Source organism: Angustibacter peucedani (assembly GCF_054779595.1).
The window spans coordinates 18,237-38,897 of record NZ_BAAGXY010000055.1; the positions used below are offsets into that span (position 1 = coordinate 18,237).

Below are 20,661 nucleotides of genomic sequence, written 5' to 3' on the forward strand. Positions count from 1 at the left end.
GGGGCGCGCCATGAGCACCGCCCACGCCGCCCCGCCGGCGGCGTCCACCCGGACGGACCCGCGCAGGCCCCGGCCTGCGCGGGCCCCCCGGTCGGACGCCTGGCGCCGCCGCGGCCCCCTGCTGCCGGCCCTCGTCTTCATGGTCGTCGTGACCCAGCTGCCGTTCGTGGCGACGCTGGTCATCTCGTTCATGAACTGGAACGCGCTCTACCCCGACGACCGCGGCTTCGCCGGCGTCGACAACTTCACGACCGCGTTCACCGACCCCGACCTGCGCAGCTCGATCATCAACACGATCCTGCTGACCGCCTCGGTCGTCATCATCAGCCTCGTCCTCGGGATGTGCCTCGCCCTGCTGCTCGACCGCAGCTTCCGCGGCCGGGGCGTGGCACGCACGCTGCTCATCGCGCCGTTCCTCGTGGTCCCCGTCGCGGCGGCGCTGCTGTGGAAGCACGCGCTCTACAACCCGGAGTACGGGCTGCTCAACGGCGGCCTGACCTGGGTCTGGAAGCTGTTCGGCAGCGACAACCCGCCGCAGCCGGACTGGATCACGGCCTCGCCGATGCCAGCCATCGCGGCCGCGCTGATCTGGCAGTGGACGCCGTTCATGATGCTGATCCTGCTGGCGGGCCTGCAGGGTCGGCCGCTCGACGTCATCGAGGCGGCCCAGGTCGACGGTGCCAGCGCGTGGCAGGTCTTCCGCTACATGACCTTGCCGCACATGCGGCAGTACCTGGAGCTGGCCGGCCTGCTCGGCTCCATCTACGTCGTCCAGAACTTCGACGCGGTGTTCACCATCACGGCCGGCGGCCTGGGCACGCAGAACCTGCCGTACACGATCTACCAGACCTTCTACCAGGCGCACGACTACGGCCTGGCCTCCGCCGCAGGCGTCATCGTGGTGATCGGCACCATCATCATCGCGACCTTCGCCCTGCGGGCCGTCTCGACCTTGCTGCGGGAGGAGTCATGACCGCCGTCGCCACCGCGACCCGACCGGGTCGCTCGGGCAGCCCTCGCCGCCGTCGGGCCGGGACGTCGATCACCGTCCTGACCTGGTTCGTCGCCGTGCTGTTCTTCCTGCCGGTCGGCTGGATGGTGCTGACCTCGCTGCACAGCGAGCAGGACGCCGCCACCAACCCGCCGTCGCTGGGCGCGGGACTGACCCTCGACGGCTACCGCGAGTTCTTCGGCGCGTCGTCGGGCGCCAGCCCGCTGCCGCCGATCATCAACTCGATCAGCGCCAGCGTCGGCTCGACCGTGCTGGTGCTGCTGCTCGCGATCCCGGCGGCGTACGCGCTGTCGATCCGGCCGGTGCGCAAGTGGTCGGACGTCATGTTCTTCTTCCTGTCGACCAAGATGCTGCCGGCCATCGCGGGCCTGCTGCCCATCTACCTGGTCGCGCAGAACCTGAACCTCCTCGACAACATCTCGCTGATGGTGGTGCTGTACACCGCGATGAACCTGCCGATCGCGGTCTGGATGATGCGCTCGTTCCTGGCCGAGATCCCGGGGGCGATCCTCGAGGCCGCCACCATCGACGGCGCCGGGTTGCTCACGACGTTCCGGCGGATCATCCTGCCGATGTCGGCGCCCGGCATCGCGGCGACGTCCTTGATCTGCTTCATCTTCAGCTGGAACGAGATGCTGTTCGCCCGGGTGCTGACCGGCGTCCGGTCGAGCACCGCGCCGGTGTTCCTCACCAGCTTCGTCACCAGCCAGGGGCTGTTCCTCGCCAAGGTGTGCGCCGCGGCCGTGGCGGTGTCGCTCCCGGTGCTGCTGGCCGGGTTCGCGGCGCAGGACAAGCTGGTGCAGGGCCTGTCGTTGGGAGCCGTCAAGTGAGAGCCGTCGTCATCAGCGGGGTCGACCAGGTCGAGGTCACGACGGTCGACGACCCGTCGCCCGGTCCGCGCGAGGTCGTCGTGCAGGTGGCGGCCTGCGGGCTGTGCGGCACCGACCTGCACATCCTCAAGGGTGAGTTCGCCCCGACGCTGCCGGTGGTTCCGGGCCACGAGTTCGCGGGTGAGGTCGTGGCGGTCGGCTCGGCCGTCGACGCGGTCGACGGCATCGTCGTCGGCGACCGCGTGGCCGTCGACCCGTCGCTGTACTGCTTCGAGTGCCACTACTGCCGGCAGGGTCGCAACAACCTGTGCGAGCGGTGGGCGGCCATCGGGGTGTCGACGTCCGGGGGAGCGGCGGAGCTCGCGGTGGCCCCGGTGGCCAACTGCGTCAAGCTCCCGGACCACGTGCGCACCGAGGACGCCGCGCTCGTCGAGCCGCTGTCGTGCGCGGTCCGCGGGTACGACGTGCTCAAGAGCCAGCTCGGCTCGACGGTGCTGGTCTACGGCTCGGGGACGATGGGCCTGATGATGCTCGAGCTCGCCAAGCGCTCGGGCGCCGTGGACGTCGACGTCGTCGACCTCAACCCCGAGCGGCTCAAGACCGCGGTGCAGCTCGGCTGCTCGCGGACGGCGGCCTCGCCGGACGAGATCGAGCGGCCCTACGGGTGGGACCTGGTGGTCGACGCGACGGGCAACGAGAAGGCGATCCAGGACGGCCTGGGGCGCGTGGGCAAGGGCGGCACGTTCTTGCAGTTCGGCGTCTCGGACTACGCCGCCCGCGCGACCTTCGAGCCGTACAAGATCTACAACCAGGAGATCACCATCACCGGCTCGATGGCGGTGCTGCACAGCTTCGAGCGGGCCGCCGCGCTGTTCGCCGCCGGGGTGCTCGACCCCGAGGTGTTCATCAGCGACCGGCTGCCGCTCGAGCAGTACGTCGACGCGCTGGCGATGTTCGCGGCCGGGAAGGGCCGCAAGATCCAGGTGCTGCCCCAGGCGTAGCGCCCGCCCGAGACCCTGCTCCCCAGGGGCCGCGCCTCCCTCTCTGAGCCCGCCCCTGGGGAGCAGCGCGCCGCTGGAATGCGGACCCCGCCTATGTGGTTGAATCAGCAACTACCTAGACAGGGAGCGGCAGATGCAGTTCGGGATCTTCACGGTCGGCGACGTCACGCCCGACCCCACGACCGGCCGGACGCCGACCGAGGCCGAGCGGATCCAGGCCATGGTCACCATCGCGAAGAAGGCCGAGGAGGTCGGTCTCGACGTCTTCGCGACCGGCGAGCACCACAACCCGCCGTTCGTGCCGTCGTCGCCCACCACGATGCTCGGCTACCTGGCGGCGCAGACCGAGCGCATCGTGCTCTCGACGTCCACGACGCTGATCACCACCAACGACCCGGTGAAGATCGCCGAGGACTACGCGATGCTGCAGCACCTGGCCGGCGGCCGGGTCGACCTGATGCTGGGCCGCGGCAACACCGGACCGGTGTACCCCTGGTTCGGCCAGGACATCCGCGACGGCATCGCCCTCGCGGTCGAGAACTACGCGCTGCTGCGCCGGTTGTGGCGCGAGGACGTCGTCGACTGGCAGGGCCGGTTCCGCACCCCGCTGCAGGGCTTCACCTCGACGCCGCGACCGCTGGACGGCGTGCCGCCGTTCGTCTGGCACGGCTCGATCCGCAGCCCCGAGATCGCCGAGCAGGCCGCGTACTACGGCGACGGCTTCTTCCACAACAACATCTTCTGGCCGCTCGAGCACACGCGGCAGATGGTGCGGCTGTACCGCGAGCGCTGGGAGCACCACGGCCACGGGCCCGCCGACACCGCGGTCGTCGGGCTGGGCGGGCAGTTCTTCGCCCGGCGCAGCAGCCAGGACGCCGTCCGCGAGTTCCGGCCCTACTTCGACGAGGCGCCGGTCTACGGGCACGGGCCCTCGCTCGAGGACTTCACCGCGCAGACGCCGCTCACCGTCGGCAGCCCGCAGCAGGTGGTCGAGCGCTACGCCGCGATGAAGGACGAGGTCGGGCACTACCAGCGCCAGCTGTTCCTGGTCGACCACGCCGGGCTGCCGCTCAAGACGGTGCTCGAGCAGCTCGACCTGCTCGGCGAGGAGATCGTCCCCGCGCTGCGCCGCGAGCTGGAGGGCGACCGCCCGGCACACGTGCCGGACGCGCCGACCCACGCCTCGCTGGTCGCGGCCCGTGACGCCGCGCTGGTGGGCGCCCCGTGACGCGCTCGCTGGTCGTCGTCTCGGCTGGGCTGTCCGTGCCGTCGTCCACCCGGCTGCTGGCCGACCGGCTGGCCGCGGCCGCCGTCACCGCCGCGGGGGAGCGCGGCGTGGACGTCGAGGTCACCGTGGTCGAGCTGCGCGCCCTCGCGCACGAGCTGGCCGACCACCTGCTCACCGGGTTCCCGTCGGGCGCCCTGCGGACGGCGGTCGACGCCGTCCGCGGCGCCGACGCCCTGGTGGCCGTGACGCCGGTCTTCAACGCCTCCTACTCCGGCTTGTTCAAGACCTTCTTCGACGTGCTCGAGGAGGGCTCGCTCGACGGCACGCCGGTGCTGCTCGGCGCCACCGGTGGCACCGCGCGGCACTCGCTGGTGCTCGACGTCGCGCTGCGGCCGCTCATGGCCTACCTGCGCGCGGACGTCGTCGCGACCGGCGTGTACGCCGCGTCCGAGGACTGGGGCGGGGCCGGCGAGGGCGCCTCGCTGTCGAGCCGGGTGGACCGCGCGGGCCGCGAGCTGGCGGCCGCCGTGCTCGCGCGCGGACCGGTCGAGCGGCCGGACGCGTTCGCCGAGGTCACGCCGTTCGAGCAGCTCCTGGCGGGCGGCTGATCCGATTTCTCGTGAGGGCGGACGACCCTGTACGCTCGTCCGCGCTGCCCCAATAGCTCAGTCGGCAGAGCGTCTCCATGGTAAGGAGAAGGTCTACGGTTCGATTCCGTATTGGGGCTCTGGTGGGTGTTGTCGTCCGGACGTCTGGACGACGGCCCCGCATGGCGGGGTAGCTCAGGTGGTTAGAGCACACGACTCATAATCGTGGTGTCGCGGGTTCGAGTCCCGCCCTCGCTACCACGGACGGTTTGGAACGCCCGGCGTTCCTCCCGTACCCTTGTCAGGTTGCCTTCCGGCAGTTGCATCCGTAGTCCGTAGAGAGCGAGCAGTCCCGTGGCCAGCAAGAGCGCCGACGTCCGCCCCAAGATCACTCTGGCCTGCACGGAGTGCAAGGAGCGCAACTACATCACCAAGAAGAACCGGCGCAACGACCCCGACCGGCTCGAGCTGAAGAAGTTCTGCCGTCGCGACGGTCGCCACACGGTGCACCGCGAGACCCGCTGACCTGCCTCAGCGCCCCGACCTCACGCAGCGGCCGGCCCCCTCGGGGGCCGGCCGCTGCGTCGTGGGCGGGCGGTAGCGTGGTGGCCATGGTCAACGCCGAGTTCGCCGGGCGGCAGTACCCGCCCACCGCCCCCTACGAGGTCGGCCGCGAGAAGATCCGCGAGTTCGCCGAGGCGACCGGCCCGCACCCGGTGCACACCGACCCCGAGGCCGCCCGGGCCCTCGGCCACCCCGACGTCATCGCCCCGCCCACCTTCGCGGTGGTCGTGGCGCAGCGCTGCGACGCCCAGCTGGTGCTCGACCCCGAGGCGGGCATCGACTTCAGCCGGGTCGTGCACGGCGAGCAGTCCTTCACCCACCACCGTCCGGTCGTCGCCGGCGACCGCCTCGTCGCGGTGCTGCACGTCGACGCGGTGCGGTCCGCGGGCGGCCACTCGATGGTGACGACCCGCAGCGAGATCACCACCGAGGACGGCGAGGCCGTCTGCACCGCCACGTCCACGATCGTCGTCCGAGGAGGCGAGTGATGGCCGCCTCGACCACCCCGCTCTACGACGACGTCCAGGTCGGCTACGAGCTGCCCGCCGAGACGTTCACGCTCACCCGCGCCGACCTGGTGCGCTACGCCGGGGCGAGCGGTGACTTCAACCCGATCCACTGGAGCGACCGGTTCGCGCGCGAGGTCGGGCTGCCCGGCGTCATCGCCCACGGGATGCTCACCATGGCCACCGCCGTCCGCCTGGTGCAGGCCTGGTGCGGCGACCCGGGCCGCGTCGTCCAGTACGGCGTGCGCTTCACCAAGCCGGTGCCGGTCGACGACGTCGAGGGCGCCCAGGTGCAGGTCAGCGGCGTCGTCGCGGTCAAGGACGACGACGCGCGCACCGTGCGGGTCGACCTGACCGCCACCACGACCGGGCCGGAGGGGTCGGCCGTCGGCGTGCTGGGCCGCGCCCGCGCCGTGGTCCGCCTCGCGTGAGCGCGCTGCACGTCTCGCGCGCCCGCGCTGCGGTCACGACGGTCTTCGCCGTCAACGGCCTGATCATGGCCAGCTGGATCTCGCGCGTCCCGGCGATCCGCGACTCGCTGCACCTGCCGGCCAGCCGGGTGGGCCTGACCCTGCTCGCGATGAGCGGCGGCGCGGTGCTCGCGCTGCCCCTGACCGGCACCGTGCTGCAGCACATCGGGGCCTCGCGCACCGTGCGGCTCGCGTCGCTCGTGTGCGTCACCGGCCTGGTGCTGGTGGGCCTCGCGGGCTCGGTGCCGGTGCTCGTGGCCGGCCTGTTCCTCGTCGGCTTCGGCTCGGGCTCGTGGGACGTCGCGATGAACGTCGAGGGCGCCGAGGTCGAGCGCCGGCTCGGGCGGGCGATCATGCCGCACTTCCACGCGGCGTTCAGCGTGGGCACCGTGGTGGGCGCGCTGCTGGGTGCGGGCGCGAACGGCTTCGACGTCCCGACCGGCTGGCACCTGGTGACGATCGCGGTGCTCGCGGCCGTCTCGACCCAGCTCGCGTGCAACGCCTTCCTGCCGGACGACGCCGTCCACACCGGCGCGGACGCCGACGCCGGCGAGCCCGCCGCGCCCCGCCGCCACCCGCTGGCCGCCTGGCGCGAGCCGCGCACCCTGGCCGTGGGCCTGCTGGTGCTGACCTTCGCCTTCACCGAGGGCTCGGCCAACGACTGGCTCGCGCTGTCGCTCGTCGACGGCTACGACGTGTCGAACGCCCACGCCGTGCTGGGCTTCGCGGTCTTCGTCACCGCCATGACGGTCGGGCGGCTGCTCGGCACCCGGCTGCTCGACCGGTACGGGCGGGTCGTCGTCCTGCGGTCGTCCGCCGTGGTCGCCACCGCCGGCCTGCTGCTCGTGCTGCTCGGCGTCTCGGTGCCGGTGGCGACCGTCGGCGCCGTGCTGTGGGGCCTGGGCGCCTCGCTGGGCTTCCCCGTCGGCATGAGCGCCGCCGCCGACGACCCGGCGCACGCCGCGGGTCGGGTCAGCGTGGTGTCGTCGATCGGCTACACCGCCTTCCTCGGCGGGCCGCCGCTCATCGGCTTCCTGGCCGACCACGTCGGCGTCCTGCACGCGCTGTGGGTGGTGCTCGCCGTCCTGGCGCTCGCGGTGCTGGTGGCCGGCGCGGCCCGCCCGCTCGCCGACGACGTCCCGGCCGGCGCCGGGCGGGCGCCGTGACCCGGCTCGCCGACCTCACCACCCTGCGCGTCGGCGGGGAGGTCGAGCGGCTCGTGGTCGCCACCTCCACCGACGAGCTGGTCGACGCGGTCCGCGAGGTCGACGACGCCGACGAGCCGCTGCTGCTCGTGGCGGGCGGCTCCAACCTGCTGGTCGCCGATGCGCCCGTGCCCGGCACCGTCGTCCAGGTGGCGACGCGCGGGGTGTCGGTCGAGTCCGTCGACGACTGCTCGGGCGCGAGCGTGCGCGTGGCCGCGGGCGAGGGGTGGGACGACCTGGTCGCCCGCGCCGTGGCCGAGGGCTGGGTCGGCGTCGAGGCGCTGTCGGGCATCCCCGGCACGGTCGGCGCCACGCCGGTGCAGAACGTCGGCGCCTACGGCCAGGAGGTCGCGCAGACGATCGCCCAGGTGCGGGTGTGGGACCGGCTGGGCCAGCAGGTCGTCACCGTGGCCAACGCCGACTGCCGGTTCACCTACCGGCACTCGGCCTTCAAGGGCACCGACCGGTACGTCGTGCTCGACGTCCTGTTCCAGCTGCGGCTCGGCGACCGGTCGGCGCCGGTCGGGTACGCCGACCTGGCCCGCGGCCTGGACGTCGAGGTGGGCGAGCGCGTGCCGCTGGCCGACGCGCGCGAGGCCGTGCTGGCGCAGCGCCGCCGCCGCGGCATGGTGCTGGACGCCGCCGACCACGACACCTGGAGCGCCGGCTCGTTCTTCACCAACCCGCTGCTCTCGGCCGCGGCGCTCGACCGGCTGCGCGAGCGCGTGCACGAGCGGCTGGGCCCGGACGTCGAGCCACCCACCTACCCCGGCGAGGACGGCGCCACCAAGACCAGCGCCGCGTGGCTGATCGAGCGCGCGGGCTTCGGCAAGGGCCACGGCCTGCCCGGCCCGGCGGCGCTGTCGACCAAGCACAGCCTGGCCCTGACCAACCGCGGCAGCGCCACGGCCGACGACCTCGTGGCGCTCGCGCGCGAGGTGCGCGACGGCGTGCGCGACGCCTTCGGGGTCACGCTGGTCAACGAGCCGGTGCTGGTGGGCCTCAGCCTCTAGCCGCGTCGTAGCGGTCGAGCACGACCTCGACCAGGCGCGGGTCGGGACGCCCGGCGCCCAGCAGGGGCTGCGCGACGACGTCCGCGCCCGCCCGCTGCAGGCGGGTGTGGAAGTGCCCCGGTGCCAGCAGGTAGGCCGCGACCGCCACCCGCGTGCCCGGGCGCTGCGCCCGCAGGCCGGCGACGGCGTCCGGCACGGACGGCGAGGCGCTGGCGCCGTACGCCACCGCCACCGGCACGGCGTCCGGCGGCGCGACGTCGCGCAGCACGGCCTCGACGTCGGCCACCGCCGCGGGGTCGCTGGACCCCGCGGCGGCGACCACCACGGCGTCGACGTCCGCCAGGCGGGTGTCGCGCAGGCGGTCGAGCAGCCCGGCGGTGACCCGGGCGTCGGGCCCCAGCGCGGGCGCGGCGACGGCGTCGCGCCGCTCGAAGGCCGCGGCGACGTCCACGGCCACGTGGTAGCCGGCCGACAGCAGCAGCGGGACGACGACCGCCCGGCCGCCCGCGCCGGCGACCTCTGCGACGACCTGGCCGACGTCCGGCGGGTGCACGTCGACGAAGGCCGCGCGGACGTCGAGGCCCGGCCGGGCGTCCCGCACCGCCGCCACCAGCGCTCCGACCGCCTTGCGGCCGTGCGGGTCGCGCGTGCCGTGCGCGCAGGCCACGAGCACCGGGTCGGGCGAGGTCACGGCGAGCTCACAGCGGCGGTCGCGGCCCGAGCACCCGCATCCAGGCGCGGTCGGCGACCTCGGCGAAGGTCGCGGGGTCGACCGGGCCCTCGGGCAGCGCCGCCACGCCCTCGAAGAAGCGCTCCATGCCGGCGGGGGAGAACAGCACCAGCAGCTTCGCGAACCCGTCGCCGACGTTCTGGAAGCAGTGCGCCGTGGCGCGCGGGATGAACATGAACGAGCCCGGCTCGGTGTCGAACAGGTCGCCGTCGGCGCTGAAGCGCACGGTGCCGTCGAGCACGTAGTACATCTCGTCCTCGCGCACGTGCACGTGCATCGGCGGCCCCTCGCCGGGGGCGATGACGCTCTCGAGCGCGGTCACCGCGCCGTTGGTCGTGCCGGCGTGCGCCTTGATCGTCACCGGCCCGCCGACCGGGCCGCGCAGCGGCGTGCCCCCACCGGGTGGGACGACGAACGGCGGCACCGGTCCGGACACGCGTCGTTGGTAGCACGTCCGGGGGCCTCAAGGCGAGGGCCTGGTGGTCGATGAAGCAGGCAGACCACCCGACGCCGCGGGTGCGGAACCGGACCGGAGGACGACGACATGGACCTCACCACCTACGTCACCGAGCTCACGGCCGGCCTGATCGGCGCGACGACCTTCGCGGCCGCCGTCCGGCAGACGGGCCAGACCGCGGACGCCGTGCGCGTCCTCGTGCCGATCGCGGGGCACCACCCCGCCGCGGCCGAGGCCCTCGCCCGCCTCGCCCCAGGCGTCCGTCGCTGACCCGTCCGTCGCTGACCCGTCCGTCGCTGACCCGTCCCCCGGGCGGCTGTCGGAGGTGTCTGCTCTGATCGGGGCATGACGCAGATCGTGCTCTTCCACTCGGTCCTCGGGCTGCGCCCGGGGATGCAGGACGCCGCCGACCGGCTGCGCGCCGACGGCCACGAGGTGCTCGTGCCCGACCTCTACGGCGACGGGCTCACCTTCGACGAGTACGAGCCGGCCATCGCGCACTGGCAGGCGTCGTCCGAGGTGGTCGACCGGCGCACCCTGGAGGCGGTCGCCGACCTGCCCGACGGCTTCGTCAGCGGCGGCTTCTCGGCCGGCGGCGGCTCGGCCGTCCTCGCGGCGATGAACCGCCCGGTGTCGGGTGTGCTGCTGTTCTCCGGCGTCTTCCTGCCCAGCTGGCTCGGCGACGACGTCCGCTGGCCGCAGGGCGTGCCCGCCCAGGTGCACGCGATGGTCGACGACCCGTTCAGCGACGGGCCCGAGGCGTTCGCCGGGCAGCGGCAGGAGGTCGAGGCGGCGGGCGGCCAGGTCGAGATCTTCGAGTACCCCGGCGCGGCGCACCTGTTCGCCGACCCCTCGCTGCCGGCCGAGTTCGACGCCGCCACCGCCGACCTCATGTGGTCGCGCGTGCTCGGCTTCCTGCGCGGCCTGGAGGAGTAGGGCGACGTCTCAGGCCCGGGCGCCGAGCCAGGCGTCGACCAGGGCGTCGACGTCCTGGTACCGCTCGTCCGGGTCCGCGGCCGTGGCCCGCGCGACGACGGCCAGCTCGGCGGCGGTGCCGCGCCAGGCCTGCTCGTCGTCGCCGGCGTCGAGCAGCAGCCGGGCCACCCGGCCGAGCCGGTAGACCGTGGTGCGCCGGTCGACGACCTGCCCGGTGCCGCGCTCCTCGGGCGCGTAGAACCGGTTCGACCCCGGCAGCTGCTGCTGCGGCACGAACGGCCCGGGCCGGTACTCGTCGAGGTCGACCAGCCGCATCGTCGCCGTCTGCCAGTCGTACAGGAAGCACCCGTCGTAGAGGTCGACCGCCACCAGCCCGGCCGCGTCGACCGGCCGGTGCGCGTCCAGCACCACGTCGACCGCGGCCCGCACCGGCTCGACCGGCAGCGCGCGGAACCGGCGCATCGGGCTGTCCGGGTGCGTGCGCGGCCGGGTCGTCGCGCGGCCGTCCGGCCCGACCGTGGCCGGGTAGAGCACCTCGCCGTCCACCCACGGGTAGACCAGCGCCGGCCACCCGCGCGCCGTGAGCTCTCGCACCGGCGCGACGACCGCCGGGTGCCGCACCGCGGCGTGCACGCGCGCCGCGTTGGCGAGCGAGCGCCCGGCGGCCTCGGTGGTCGCCGTCTTGACGAACCAGCGCTCGCCCGCGACCTGCACGCCGTACGACACGCACCCCGAGTCCTGCTGGTCGACGACCCGGAACACGCGCCCGAGCCCGGCCAGGTCGGCCGCGGGGTCGTCCAGGGCGGTGCGGTCGAGCAGGGAGTGCTCGCTCACGCCGGCGGCTCCGCGGCCAGCCAGGCGTCGACGTCCGCCAGCAGGGCGGTGCGGACGTCGTCGGGAGCCCGCGAGCCGCTGATGGACGAGCGGGCCAGGCCGGCCAGCGCCGCGTCGTCCAGCCCGTGCACGTCGCGCGCGGTCTCGTACTGCGCGGCCAGGCGGCTGCCGAACAGCAGCGGGTCGTCGGCACCGAGCGCGATCTGCGCGCCGGCGTCGAGCAGAGGGCGCAGCGGGACGTCGGCCGGGTCGCGGTAGACGCCGAGCGAGACGTTCGAGCCGGGGCAGAGCTCGAGGGTGATGCCGCGCTCGACGACGTCCGCGAGCACGGCGGGGTCCTCGACGCTGCGCACGCCGTGCCCGATGCGGTCGGGCGAGAGGTGGTCGAGGGTGACCCGCACGTGGTCGGGGCCGAGTAGCTCGCCGCTGTGCGGCACGCTGGCCAGGCCGGCCCGCGCCGCGATCCGGAACGCCGGGGCGAACTCCGCGGTGCTGCCGCGGCGCTCGTCGTTGCTGAGCCCGAAGCCCACGACCTCGCCGACGCCCTCGCCCGCGTGCCGGGCGGCGAGCCGGGCCAGGGTGCGCGCGTCCAGCGGGTGCCGGATGCGGCTGGCGGCGACCACCACGGCGATGCCCACGCCGTGCCGGGCGGAGGCGTCGCGCACCGCGTCCAGCACCAGCTCGAGCGTTGGCGTCAGACCGCCGAGGTGCACGGCGTAGGACGTGGGGTCGACCTGGATCTCGAGCCAGCGCGAGCCGTCGCGGGCGTCGTCCTCGGCGGCCTCGTCGACCAGCCGCCGGACGTCGGCCTCGTCGCGCACGCACGAGCGCGCGATGTCGTAGAGGCGCTGGAAGCGGAACCAGCCCTTCTCGTCCGTGGCGCTCAGCTGCGGCGGCTCGCCGCTGGTCAGCGCCTCGGGCAGGTGCACGCCGTGCTTGCGGGCGAGGTCGATCACGGTGGCCGGCCGCATCGAGCCGGTGAAGTGCAGGTGCAGGTGGGCCTTCGGCAACGCCCGGAGGTCGCGCCGCCCCGTCAACGCGCTTCGGCCAGCAGCTTCTGGATCCGCCCGACGCCCTCGGCCAGGTCGGTGTCGCCGAGCGCGTACGACAGCCGCAGGTAGCCGCTGGGCCCGAACGCCTCGCCCGGCACCACGGCCACCTCGACCTCGTCGAGGATCAGCTCGGCCAGCTCGGCGGAGGTGGTCGGCGTGCGCCCGCGGATGGTGCGCCCCAGCACGCCCTCGACCGAGGGGTAGACGTAGAACGCGCCCTTGGGCACGGGGCAGACGACGCCCTCGATGTCGTTGAGCATGCCGACCACGGTGCGGCGACGGCGGTCGAACGCCGCGCGCATCTCCTCGACGGCCGACAGGTCGCCGGTCAGCGCGGCGATCGCCGCCCGCTGCGAGACGTTGGCGACGTTGGACGTTGCGTGCGACTGCAGGTTGGTCGCGGCCTTGACGACGTCGCGCGGACCGATCATCCAGCCCACCCGCCAGCCGGTCATGGCGTAGGTCTTGGCCACGCCGTTGAGCACCACGCAGGTGTCGGCCAGCTCGGGCACCTCGACCGGCATCGAGACGAAGCGGGCGTCGTCGTACACCAGGTGCTCGTAGATCTCGTCGGTGACGACCCAGATCCCGTGCTCGAGCGCCCACTCGCCGATGGCCCGCACCTGGTCGGGCGGGTAGACGGCGCCGGTGGGGTTGGACGGCGAGCAGAACAGCAGCACCTTGGTGCGGTCGGTGCGGGCGGCCTCGAGCTGGTCGACCGTGACCAGGTAGCCGGCGTCGGCCCCGGCGAAGACGTCGACCGGCACCCCGCCGGCGAGCTTGATCGCCTCGGGGTACGTCGTCCAGTACGGGGTGGGCACGAGCACCTCGTCGCCCGGGTCGAGCAGCGTCGCGAAGGCCTGGTAGACCGCCTGCTTGCCGCCGTTGGTCACCAGCACCTGCTCGGGCGCCACCCGGTAGCCGCTGTCGCGCAGCGTCTTGTCGGCGATGGCCTTCTTCAGCTCGGGCAGCCCGCCGGCCGGCGTGTAGCGGTGGTTGACCGGCTGGCCGGCGGCCTCGACCGCGGCCGCGACGACGTACCCGGGCGTGGGGAAGTCCGGCTCGCCGGCGCCGAAGCCGATGACCGGGCGGCCCTCGGCCTTGAGCGCCTTGGCCTTGGCGTCGACCGCCAGGGTCGCGGACTCGGCGATGGCACCGATCCGCGCCGAGACGCGACGGACGGTGGGTCGGGACGGGGCCGGCTGCGTCTGCTCGCTCACGGGGGCCATCCTCGCACCGGGCAGGGGGGCGGCGTCGAGCCGGTTCGACCCACCCCTCGCGCTCGCGTACACTCTTGGCCGGTGGTTGACGACCGCCATGCTGTCGCCTGCCCACGATCCGCCAGGGGGGCACCAGCGGGCGCCGTCACCGTCGAAGGGCAGTAGCTCAACTGGCAGAGCACCGGTCTCCAAAACCGGCGGTTGGGGGTTCAAGTCCCTCCTGCCCTGCGTAGCAAGCACACCGACCCGCCGCGAGGCGGCGGGACGTCCCCGGCCAGGGGGTCGTCCCGGCCCCGAGGCGCCTGACGCGCCCGTGGGTGTCTTCCGGCGACAGCGGGTGAGGGAACCAGTGAGCCAGACCAGCACGGGCGAGGCCGGGCGCAGCCGCGGCGGGTCGTCGCGTGACCGACGCGGGCCGGCCGGTCGGGTGGCGCTGTTCTTCCGCCAGGTCGTCGCCGAGCTGCGCAAGGTGGTGCGGCCGACCCGCACCGAGCTGATCACCTACACGAGCGTCTGCATGGTGTTCGTCGTCGCGGTCATGGCGCTCGTCGCCGGCCTGGACGTCGGCCTCGGCGCGATCGTCGTCCGGGTGTTCGGCGGCAACTGACCAGCACCACCCAGCGCCACCCAGCACGCCCAGCACCGCGCACGACCGGCTGCACCAGCACGAGACCACGACCAGGAAGCAGGCACCACGTGTCCGACCAGAGCGATCCGACGCAGGACTCCTTCGCGCGCGACCCGTTCGCGTCCGCCGAGGGTGCTGCCGACGCCGCCCCGGCCACCGACGAGACCGCGCAGGCCGACCTGGGCGACGCGCTCGACAGCGTCGAGAGCACCGAGACCGGTGACGCGTCCGAGGAGCCGACCGCCGAGCCGACCGACGAGGTCGTCGACCTCACCGCGGTCGAGGGCGTCGAGGGCGAGGACGACGACGTCGACCCGGTCGAGGAGTTCAAGGACGGTCTGCGCCGCGCGTTCGGCGAGTGGTACGTCATCCACTCCTACGCCGGCTACGAGAACCGCGTGAAGGCCAACCTCGAGACCCGCATCCAGAGCCTGACCATGGAGGACTTCATCTTCCAGGTCGAGGTGCCCATGGAAGAGGTCACCGAGGTCAAGAACGGCCAGCGCAAGCAGGTGCGCCGGGTGCGGATGCCCGGGTACGTCCTGGTGCGCATGGACCTCACCGACGAGTCGTGGGGCGCCGTGCGCCACACCCCGGGCGTCACGGGCTTCGTGGGCAACACCCACCAGCCGGTGCCGCTGAGCGTCGACGAGGTGTTCTCGATGCTCGCCCCGGCCATCGAGGTCAAGGAGAAGCCGGGCCAGAAGGCGGCCGCGCCGGTCAAGGTCGTCGACTTCGAGGTCGGCGAGTCGGTCACCGTCATGGAGGGTCCGTTCGAGACCCTGCCGGCCACCATCTCCGAGATCAGCGCCGACGCGCAGAAGCTCAAGGTGCTCGTGTCGATCTTCGGCCGCGAGACGCCGGTCGAGCTGTCGTTCAGCCAGGTCGCCAAGATCTGAGCCCCGAGCACCACCCGAAGACCCCGGCGTCGTCGTCCTGACCTCGCCCGGACCGCACAGATCAACCCGAGTAAGGACCCGAGAGATGCCCCCCAAGAAGAAGGTCGCAGGCCTGATCAAGCTGCAGATCCAGGCCGGCGCCGCGACGCCCGCCCCGCCGGTCGGTCCGGCGCTGGGTCAGCACGGCGTGAACATCATGGAGTTCGTCAAGGCGTACAACGCCGCGACGGAGGCCCAGCGCGGCAACGTGATCCCGGTCGAGATCACCGTGTACGAGGACCGCTCGTTCACGTTCATCACCAAGACCCCGCCGGCCGCCGAGCTGATCAAGAAGGCTGCTGGCGTGCCCAAGGGCTCGGGCGAGCCGCACAAGACGAAGGTCGCCAAGCTGACCAACGCCCAGGTGCGCGAGATCGCCCAGAGCAAGATGGAGGACCTCAACGCCAACGACGTCGACGCCGCCGCGAAGATCATCGCCGGCACCGCCCGCTCCATGGGCATCACCGTCGAGGGCTGAGAGCTCCAGCACCACCGCACCACCTGATCACGTGGCAGGGCTGCTTCGGCCCGTTCCACCACACCCCCACCAGCACCAGGGAGAACCACCATGAAGCGCAGCAAGGCCTACCGCGCAGCCGCCGGCACGATCGACGCCGACAAGCTGTACGCGCCGCTCGAGGCCGTCCGCCTCGCCAAGAGCACCAGCACCACCAAGTACGACGCCACCGTCGAGGTGGCCTTCCGCCTGGGCATCGACCCGCGCAAGGCCGACCAGATGGTCCGCGGCACCGTCAACCTCCCGCACGGCACGGGCAAGACCGCCCGGGTCCTGGTCTTCGCCACCGGTGACCGTGCGGAGCAGGCGACCGCGGCCGGCGCCGACCACGTGGGCAGCGACGACCTGCTCGAGAAGGTGCAGGGCGGCTGGCTCGACTTCGACGCCGTCGTCGCCACGCCCGACCTGATGGGCAAGGTCGGCCGGCTCGGCAAGGTGCTCGGCCCCCGCGGCCTGATGCCGAACCCGAAGACCGGCACCGTCACGATGGACGTCGCCAAGGCGGTCTCGGACATCAAGGGCGGCAAGATCGAGTTCCGCTCGGACAAGCACGCGAACCTGCACTTCATCATCGGCAAGACCTCGTTCGGCGAGCAGCAGCTGGTCGAGAACTACGCCGCCGCGCTCGAGGAGGTGCTGCGGCTCAAGCCGTCCGCCGCCAAGGGCCGCTACCTGAAGAAGGCCACCGTCGCCACGACGATGGGCCCCGGCATCCCGGTCGACCCGAACCGCACGCGCAACGTGACGGCCGACGACGCCGAGGCCGACGCCTGACCCAGGCCCCCGCGAGCTGCACCGCACCCACCGAAGGATCCTGCCCGCCCAGCGGGCAGGATCCTTCGGTGCGTCCGGGGCACCAGCACCGATTTGGTCGGACGACGGTCCGCCCCGTACCCTGGAGGCTGCCCAAGACCGCTGGTCGACCGACTGCCACCCGGCACGACGTCCGAAAGCCCGCTCCGTGCGGCGGCCCGCGCAGGTGATCGTGGAGTACGAGCCGCCGTCCTCGTGACGCGCCCTCGCAACGCCCCGAGCGCCTTGCGCCGGGGCGTTCGTCATGAGCAGGCCGGCACGACCCGCGCTTCACCCGTGGAAGGAGGCCCATGGCCAGGCCCGACAAGGCAGCCGCCGTCGCCGAGCTCACCGAGAAGTTCCGTGAGTCCAACGCGGCCGTGCTGACCGAGTACCGCGGTCTCACCGTGGCCCAGCTGACCAAGCTGCGCCGTGCGATCAGTGAGCACGCGACGTACGCCGTGGTGAAGAACACCCTCACCGACATCGCGGCGAAGGAGGCGGGTGTCTCGGCCTTCGACGGCCAGTTCGCCGGCCCGTCCGCGATCGCCTTCATCACCGGTGACCCGGTGGAGACGGCCAAGTCGATGCGGGACTTCGCCAAGGAACACCCCGCTCTCGTCATCCGCGGCGGCCTGCTCGAGGGCAAGCCGCTGTCGGCCGACGAGGTCAAGCAGCTCGCGGACCTCGAGCCGCGCGAGGTGCTGCTGGCCAAGCTGGCCGGCGCCATGAAGGCGTCGATGTCCGGCGCCGTGGCCCTGTTCGCCGCCCCGCTGTCGCAGACGGCCCGCGTGGTCGACGCCCTGCGCCAGCAGCGCGAGCAGCAGCCGCAGGACTGACCCGCCCGACCGCACCACCCCCTCGGGCGAGCCCGCCCACCACACGACCGCCCGGCACCCGGGCGTAGACAGGAAGGACACGCCGACATGGCGAAGCTCAGCACCGACGAGCTCCTCGACTCGTTCAAGGAGATGACCCTGATCGAGCTCTCCGAGTTCGTGAAGAAGTTCGAGGAGACCTTCGAGGTCACCGCCGCCGCTCCCGTCGCCGTGGCCGCTGCCCCGGCCGCCGGTGGCGCTGGTGGCGGCGAGGCCGCCGCCGAGCAGGACGAGTTCGACGTCGTCCTCGAGGCCGCTGGTGACAAGAAGATCCAGGTCATCAAGGAGGTGCGCGCCCTGACGAGCCTCGGCCTGAAGGAGGCCAAGGACCTCGTCGACGGCGCCCCCAAGGTCGTCCTGGAGAAGGTCGACAAGGCTGCCGCGGACAAGGCCAAGGAGGCCCTCGAGGGCGCCGGGGCCACCGTCACCCTCAAGTGACGACGTCCCACCCCGCCTGACCGGCTGCTCAGCAGCCACCCGCCAGGGCCGACCCGCACGCCGGGTCGGCCCTGGCGCCGTTCTCAGCCTCAGTACCGCAAGATCTCGTTCCGCGCGCGACATGGGTTACCTGCCCGTAACCTCGGCCCGTCGCGCTCGTTGAACTCTGCAGCGACCGCACGTGACGCCGGTGTCCCGTGCCCGCAGCCCGCACAGACGAGGGGTGGAACGTGGGAGTCGAGATCCGTGTCGAGGGACTGACCAAGTCCTTCGGCTCGCAGTCCATCTGGCAGGACGTCACGCTGACCCTGCCGGCGGGGGAGATCTCCGTCATGCTCGGCCCCTCGGGCACCGGCAAGTCGGTGTTCCTCAAGACGCTGGTGGGCCTGCTGAAGCCCGACCGCGGCTCGATCACCATCGAGGGCAAGGACGTCGTCACGCTGCGCGAGCACGACCTGTACGAGATCCGCAAGCTGTTCGGGGTGCTCTTCCAGGACGGCGCGCTGTTCGGCTCGATGAGCCTGTACGACAACATCGCCTTCCCGCTGCGCGAGCACACCAAGAAGTCCGAGTCCGACGTCCGCAAGATCGTCACCGAGAAGATCGAGCTCGTCGGCCTGCAGGGCGCCGAGGCCAAGCTCCCGGGCGAGATCTCCGGCGGCATGCGCAAGCGCGCGGGCCTGGCCCGGGCCCTGGTGCTCGACCCCGAGATCATCCTGTTCGACGAGCCGGACTCCGGCCTGGACCCGGTGCGGACGGCGTACCTCAACCAGCTGATCGTCGACCTGAACGCGCAGATCGACGCGACGTTCCTCATCGTCACCCACGACATCAACACCGCCCGCACGGTGCCCGACAACATCGGGCTGCTCTACCACCGGCACCTGGCGATGTTCGGGCCGCGCGAGATGCTGCTGAGCAGCGAGGAGCCCGTCGTCCGGCAGTTCCTCAACGCCCAGCGGGTCGGCCCGATCGGCATGTCGGAGGAGAAGGACGCCGAGGAGCTGGCGGCCGAGTCCGGCCAGGAGCTGCCGCCGCTGCCGCCGATCCCGGTGCAGCTCAGCACCAGCGACGGCACGCCCCGCAAGCACCAGCGCGAGGCCGGTGCCTGGTGCCGCGAGAACGGCGTGACGCCCCCGCCCGGCTCGTTCCAGGAGGCGCCCCCGGTCGAGAGCCTGGGCCACGAGGAGCTGGTCTCGTGAGCAACCCGGCGGTCGGTGCGCTGCGGCAGAGCGGCAACCTCTTCGCGCTGTTCCTCGACGTCCTGCGCTCATTGCCCCGGCGACCGTTCCAGGGCAAGGAGTTCATCCAGCAGTCGTGGTTCATCGCGAGCGTCACGATCCTGCCGACCGCCCTGGTCTCGATCCCGTTCGGCGCCGTCATCGCGCTGCAGCTCGGCACGCTGACCCGCCAGCTCGGCGCGCAGAGCTACACCGGCGCCGCCAGCGTGCTGGCGATCATCCGCGAGGCGAGCCCGATCGTCACCGCCCTGCTCATCGCCGGCGCGGGCGGCTCGGCCATCTGCGCCGACCTCGGCTCGCGCAAGATCCGCGAGGAGCTCGACGCCATGGAGGTGCTGGGCATCAGCCCGATCCAGCGCCTCGTCGTCCCGCGCGTGCTGGCCTCGATGCTCGTGGCGGTGCTGCTGAACGGCCTGGTCTCGGTGGTCGGCGTCACCGGCGGCTACTTCTTCAACGTGGTGCTGCAGGGCGGTACGCCTGGCGCCTACCTCGCCTCGTTCACGGCGCTGGCGCAGTCGGCCGACCTGTGGGCCGGTGAGCTCAAGGCGCTGATCTTCGGTGCGATCGCGGCGATCGTCGCGTCGTACAAGGGCCTGACCGCCGGCGGCGGCCCGAAGGGCGTGGGCGACGCGGTCAACCAGTCCGTCGTCATCACCTTCATGCTGCTGTTCGTCGTCAACTTCGTCCTCACGGCCGTGTACTTCCAGGTCGTCCCCCAGAAGCTCGGGTGAACGCGATGGCCACCTCCTTCACCACGCGCGTCGTCGACACGGCGCGCAAGCCCGTCGAGGGGCTCGACACCCTCGGCGGCCAGCTGCGCTTCTACACCCGGTCGCTGGCGTGGACGCCGCGCACGATCCGCCGCTACAAGAAGGAGATCATGCGGCTGCTGGCCGAGGTGAGCCTCGGCAGCGGCGCGCTCTCGGTCATCGGCGGCACCGTCGGCGTCATCACCTTCCTGGCCTTCTTCACCGGCACCGAGGTGGGTCTGCAGGGCTACTCGGCGCTCAACCAGCTCGGCACCGGCGCGTTCACCGGGTTCATCTCGGCGTACTTCAACACCCGCGAGATCGCCCCGCTCGTCGCCGGCCTGGCGCTCGCCGCCACCGTCGGCTGCGGCTTCACCGCCCAGCTCGGCGCCATGCGGATCAGCGAGGAGGTCGACGCGCTCGAGGTCATGGGCCTGCCGAGCCTGCCGTTCCTGGTGACTACGCGCATGATCGCGGGCTTCATCGCCGTGATGCCGCTGTACGTGATCGGCCTGCTGTCGTCCTACTTCGCGACCCGGTTCATCACGACCGAGTACTTCGGGCAGAGCAAGGGCACCTACGACCACTACTTCCACCTGTTCCTGCCGCCCGGCGACGTGCTGTGGTCGTTCCTCAAGGTGCTGGTCTTCGCCGTCGTCATCATCTTGATCCACTGCTACTACGGCTACACCGCCAGCGGCGGCCCGGCCGGGGTCGGCGTGGCGGTCGGCACCGCCGTCCGGACGTCGATCGTGGCCATCAACGTCATCGACTTCTTCCTGAGCCTGGCCATCTGGGGCGCCACCACCACCGTGCGGATCGCGGGGTAGCGACG

General features: G+C 72.6%; 26 protein-coding genes and 3 tRNA genes. 24 read left to right on the plus strand and 5 right to left on the minus strand.

Annotation, left to right across the window (positions count from 1 at the left end; genetic code table 11):
* Positions 1-10 precede the first annotated feature (10 nt).
* The 12 genes from ACYVJ4_RS11125 (at position 11) to ACYVJ4_RS11180 (ending at position 8,416) form a co-directional block, all read left to right on the plus strand.
* Positions 11-973, plus strand: a complete 963-nt coding sequence (locus ACYVJ4_RS11125) for a carbohydrate ABC transporter permease (protein ID WP_460460198.1) — start codon at positions 11-13, stop codon at positions 971-973.
* Positions 970-1,842: a carbohydrate ABC transporter permease gene (locus tag ACYVJ4_RS11130; RefSeq protein ID WP_460460199.1), complete on the plus strand. Its 873-nt coding sequence runs from the start codon at positions 970-972 to the stop codon at positions 1,840-1,842. The genes ACYVJ4_RS11125 and ACYVJ4_RS11130 overlap by 4 nt, the downstream gene beginning before the upstream one ends.
* Positions 1,839-2,843 (plus strand): zinc-dependent alcohol dehydrogenase family protein, encoded by a 1,005-nt coding sequence (locus ACYVJ4_RS11135; protein WP_460460200.1) that lies wholly within the window; start codon positions 1,839-1,841, stop codon positions 2,841-2,843. Before ACYVJ4_RS11130 ends, ACYVJ4_RS11135 begins: the two co-directional genes overlap by 4 nt.
* Positions 2,844-2,976: 133 nt before the next feature.
* On the plus strand, positions 2,977-4,071 hold the full coding sequence (locus tag ACYVJ4_RS11140) for an LLM class flavin-dependent oxidoreductase (protein ID WP_460460201.1): 1,095 nt from the start codon (positions 2,977-2,979) through the stop codon (positions 4,069-4,071).
* On the plus strand, positions 4,068-4,679 hold the full coding sequence (locus tag ACYVJ4_RS11145; protein WP_460460202.1) for a CE1759 family FMN reductase: 612 nt from the start codon (positions 4,068-4,070) through the stop codon (positions 4,677-4,679). The genes ACYVJ4_RS11140 and ACYVJ4_RS11145 overlap by 4 nt, the downstream gene beginning before the upstream one ends.
* 46 nt (positions 4,680-4,725) lie before the next feature.
* A tRNA-Thr gene (locus ACYVJ4_RS11150) sits at positions 4,726-4,798 on the plus strand.
* 44 nt (positions 4,799-4,842) lie between these two features.
* Positions 4,843-4,919, plus strand: a tRNA-Met gene (locus tag ACYVJ4_RS11155).
* A gap of 93 nt (positions 4,920-5,012) precedes the next feature.
* Positions 5,013-5,183, plus strand: coding sequence for a 50S ribosomal protein L33 (rpmG, locus tag ACYVJ4_RS11160; RefSeq protein WP_460460203.1), 171 nt, complete (start codon positions 5,013-5,015; stop codon positions 5,181-5,183).
* An 86-nt stretch (positions 5,184-5,269) separates the two neighbouring features.
* Positions 5,270-5,710, plus strand: a complete 441-nt coding sequence (locus ACYVJ4_RS11165) for an FAS1-like dehydratase domain-containing protein (protein ID WP_460460204.1) — start codon at positions 5,270-5,272, stop codon at positions 5,708-5,710.
* The gene (locus tag ACYVJ4_RS11170) at positions 5,710-6,159 is read left to right on the plus strand and encodes a MaoC family dehydratase (RefSeq protein WP_460460205.1); all 450 of its coding nucleotides are present in this window, start codon (positions 5,710-5,712) and stop codon (positions 6,157-6,159) included. Before ACYVJ4_RS11165 ends, ACYVJ4_RS11170 begins: the two co-directional genes overlap by 1 nt.
* Positions 6,156-7,364, plus strand: coding sequence for an MFS transporter (locus ACYVJ4_RS11175; RefSeq protein ID WP_460460206.1), 1,209 nt, complete (start codon positions 6,156-6,158; stop codon positions 7,362-7,364). The genes ACYVJ4_RS11170 and ACYVJ4_RS11175 overlap by 4 nt, the downstream gene beginning before the upstream one ends.
* Positions 7,361-8,416: a UDP-N-acetylmuramate dehydrogenase gene (locus tag ACYVJ4_RS11180; protein WP_460460207.1), complete on the plus strand. Its 1,056-nt coding sequence runs from the start codon at positions 7,361-7,363 to the stop codon at positions 8,414-8,416. Before ACYVJ4_RS11175 ends, ACYVJ4_RS11180 begins: the two co-directional genes overlap by 4 nt.
* On the opposite strand, the gene ACYVJ4_RS11185 is transcribed toward ACYVJ4_RS11180, so the two are convergent.
* Positions 8,406-9,107, minus strand: a complete 702-nt coding sequence (locus ACYVJ4_RS11185; RefSeq protein WP_460460208.1) for a sirohydrochlorin chelatase — start codon at positions 9,105-9,107, stop codon at positions 8,406-8,408. The two genes, ACYVJ4_RS11180 and ACYVJ4_RS11185, sit on opposite strands and share 11 nt — an antisense overlap.
* A 7-nt stretch (positions 9,108-9,114) precedes the next feature.
* Positions 9,115-9,582, minus strand: a complete 468-nt coding sequence (locus ACYVJ4_RS11190; RefSeq protein WP_460460209.1) for a cupin domain-containing protein — start codon at positions 9,580-9,582, stop codon at positions 9,115-9,117.
* Between the two features lie 108 nt (positions 9,583-9,690).
* On the opposite strand from ACYVJ4_RS11190, the gene ACYVJ4_RS11195 reads away from it, so the two are divergent.
* Positions 9,691-9,873, plus strand: coding sequence for a hypothetical protein (locus ACYVJ4_RS11195; RefSeq protein WP_460460210.1), 183 nt, complete (start codon positions 9,691-9,693; stop codon positions 9,871-9,873).
* Between the two features lie 75 nt (positions 9,874-9,948).
* Complete coding sequence (locus ACYVJ4_RS11200) at positions 9,949-10,539, plus strand: dienelactone hydrolase family protein (RefSeq protein WP_460460211.1); 591 nt, start codon at positions 9,949-9,951, stop codon at positions 10,537-10,539.
* A 9-nt stretch (positions 10,540-10,548) separates the two neighbouring features.
* Here ACYVJ4_RS11200 and ACYVJ4_RS11205 read toward each other — a convergent pair whose 3' ends face one another.
* Genes ACYVJ4_RS11205 through ACYVJ4_RS11215 form a run of 3 tightly spaced genes read right to left on the minus strand, consistent with a single transcriptional unit; the run spans position 10,549 to position 13,645 of the window.
* Positions 10,549-11,373 carry a serine/threonine protein kinase gene (locus ACYVJ4_RS11205; protein ID WP_460460212.1) on the minus strand — a complete coding sequence of 275 codons (825 nt, stop codon included), beginning with the start codon at positions 11,371-11,373 and terminating at the stop codon, positions 10,549-10,551.
* Positions 11,370-12,383, minus strand: coding sequence for an adenosine deaminase (locus tag ACYVJ4_RS11210; RefSeq protein WP_460460213.1), 1,014 nt, complete (start codon positions 12,381-12,383; stop codon positions 11,370-11,372). The genes ACYVJ4_RS11205 and ACYVJ4_RS11210 overlap by 4 nt, the downstream gene beginning before the upstream one ends.
* Before the next feature lie 23 nt (positions 12,384-12,406).
* Entirely contained in the window at positions 12,407-13,645 is a 1,239-nt protein-coding gene (locus ACYVJ4_RS11215; protein WP_460460214.1) for a pyridoxal phosphate-dependent aminotransferase, read from the minus strand.
* 155 nt (positions 13,646-13,800) lie between these two features.
* Here ACYVJ4_RS11215 and ACYVJ4_RS11220 point away from each other — a divergent pair.
* From ACYVJ4_RS11220 to ACYVJ4_RS11265, 10 genes are all read left to right on the plus strand, one after another.
* Positions 13,801-13,873, plus strand: a tRNA-Trp gene (locus tag ACYVJ4_RS11220).
* 121 nt (positions 13,874-13,994) lie between these two features.
* The gene (secE, locus tag ACYVJ4_RS11225; protein WP_460460215.1) at positions 13,995-14,252 is read left to right on the plus strand and encodes a preprotein translocase subunit SecE; all 258 of its coding nucleotides are present in this window, start codon (positions 13,995-13,997) and stop codon (positions 14,250-14,252) included.
* 89 nt (positions 14,253-14,341) lie between these two features.
* On the plus strand, positions 14,342-15,172 hold the full coding sequence (gene nusG / locus ACYVJ4_RS11230) for a transcription termination/antitermination protein NusG (RefSeq protein ID WP_460460216.1): 831 nt from the start codon (positions 14,342-14,344) through the stop codon (positions 15,170-15,172).
* Between the two features lie 85 nt (positions 15,173-15,257).
* Positions 15,258-15,689: a 50S ribosomal protein L11 gene (rplK, locus tag ACYVJ4_RS11235; RefSeq protein WP_460460217.1), complete on the plus strand. Its 432-nt coding sequence runs from the start codon at positions 15,258-15,260 to the stop codon at positions 15,687-15,689.
* 90 nt (positions 15,690-15,779) lie between these two features.
* Entirely contained in the window at positions 15,780-16,502 is a 723-nt protein-coding gene (gene rplA, locus ACYVJ4_RS11240) for a 50S ribosomal protein L1 (RefSeq protein WP_460460218.1), read from the plus strand.
* Between the two features lie 329 nt (positions 16,503-16,831).
* The gene (gene rplJ, locus ACYVJ4_RS11245; protein ID WP_460460219.1) at positions 16,832-17,359 is read left to right on the plus strand and encodes a 50S ribosomal protein L10; all 528 of its coding nucleotides are present in this window, start codon (positions 16,832-16,834) and stop codon (positions 17,357-17,359) included.
* Positions 17,360-17,446: 87 nt separating this feature from the next.
* Positions 17,447-17,836 carry a 50S ribosomal protein L7/L12 gene (gene rplL, locus ACYVJ4_RS11250; RefSeq protein ID WP_460460220.1) on the plus strand — a complete coding sequence of 130 codons (390 nt, stop codon included), beginning with the start codon at positions 17,447-17,449 and terminating at the stop codon, positions 17,834-17,836.
* Between the two features lie 230 nt (positions 17,837-18,066).
* Positions 18,067-19,038, plus strand: coding sequence for an ABC transporter ATP-binding protein (locus ACYVJ4_RS11255; RefSeq protein ID WP_460460221.1), 972 nt, complete (start codon positions 18,067-18,069; stop codon positions 19,036-19,038).
* Entirely contained in the window at positions 19,035-19,808 is a 774-nt protein-coding gene (locus ACYVJ4_RS11260; RefSeq protein ID WP_460460222.1) for an MlaE family ABC transporter permease, read from the plus strand. The genes ACYVJ4_RS11255 and ACYVJ4_RS11260 overlap by 4 nt, the downstream gene beginning before the upstream one ends.
* A 5-nt stretch (positions 19,809-19,813) precedes the next feature.
* Positions 19,814-20,656 carry an MlaE family ABC transporter permease gene (locus ACYVJ4_RS11265; protein WP_460460223.1) on the plus strand — a complete coding sequence of 281 codons (843 nt, stop codon included), beginning with the start codon at positions 19,814-19,816 and terminating at the stop codon, positions 20,654-20,656.
* The last annotated feature ends 5 nt before the right edge of the window (positions 20,657-20,661 follow it).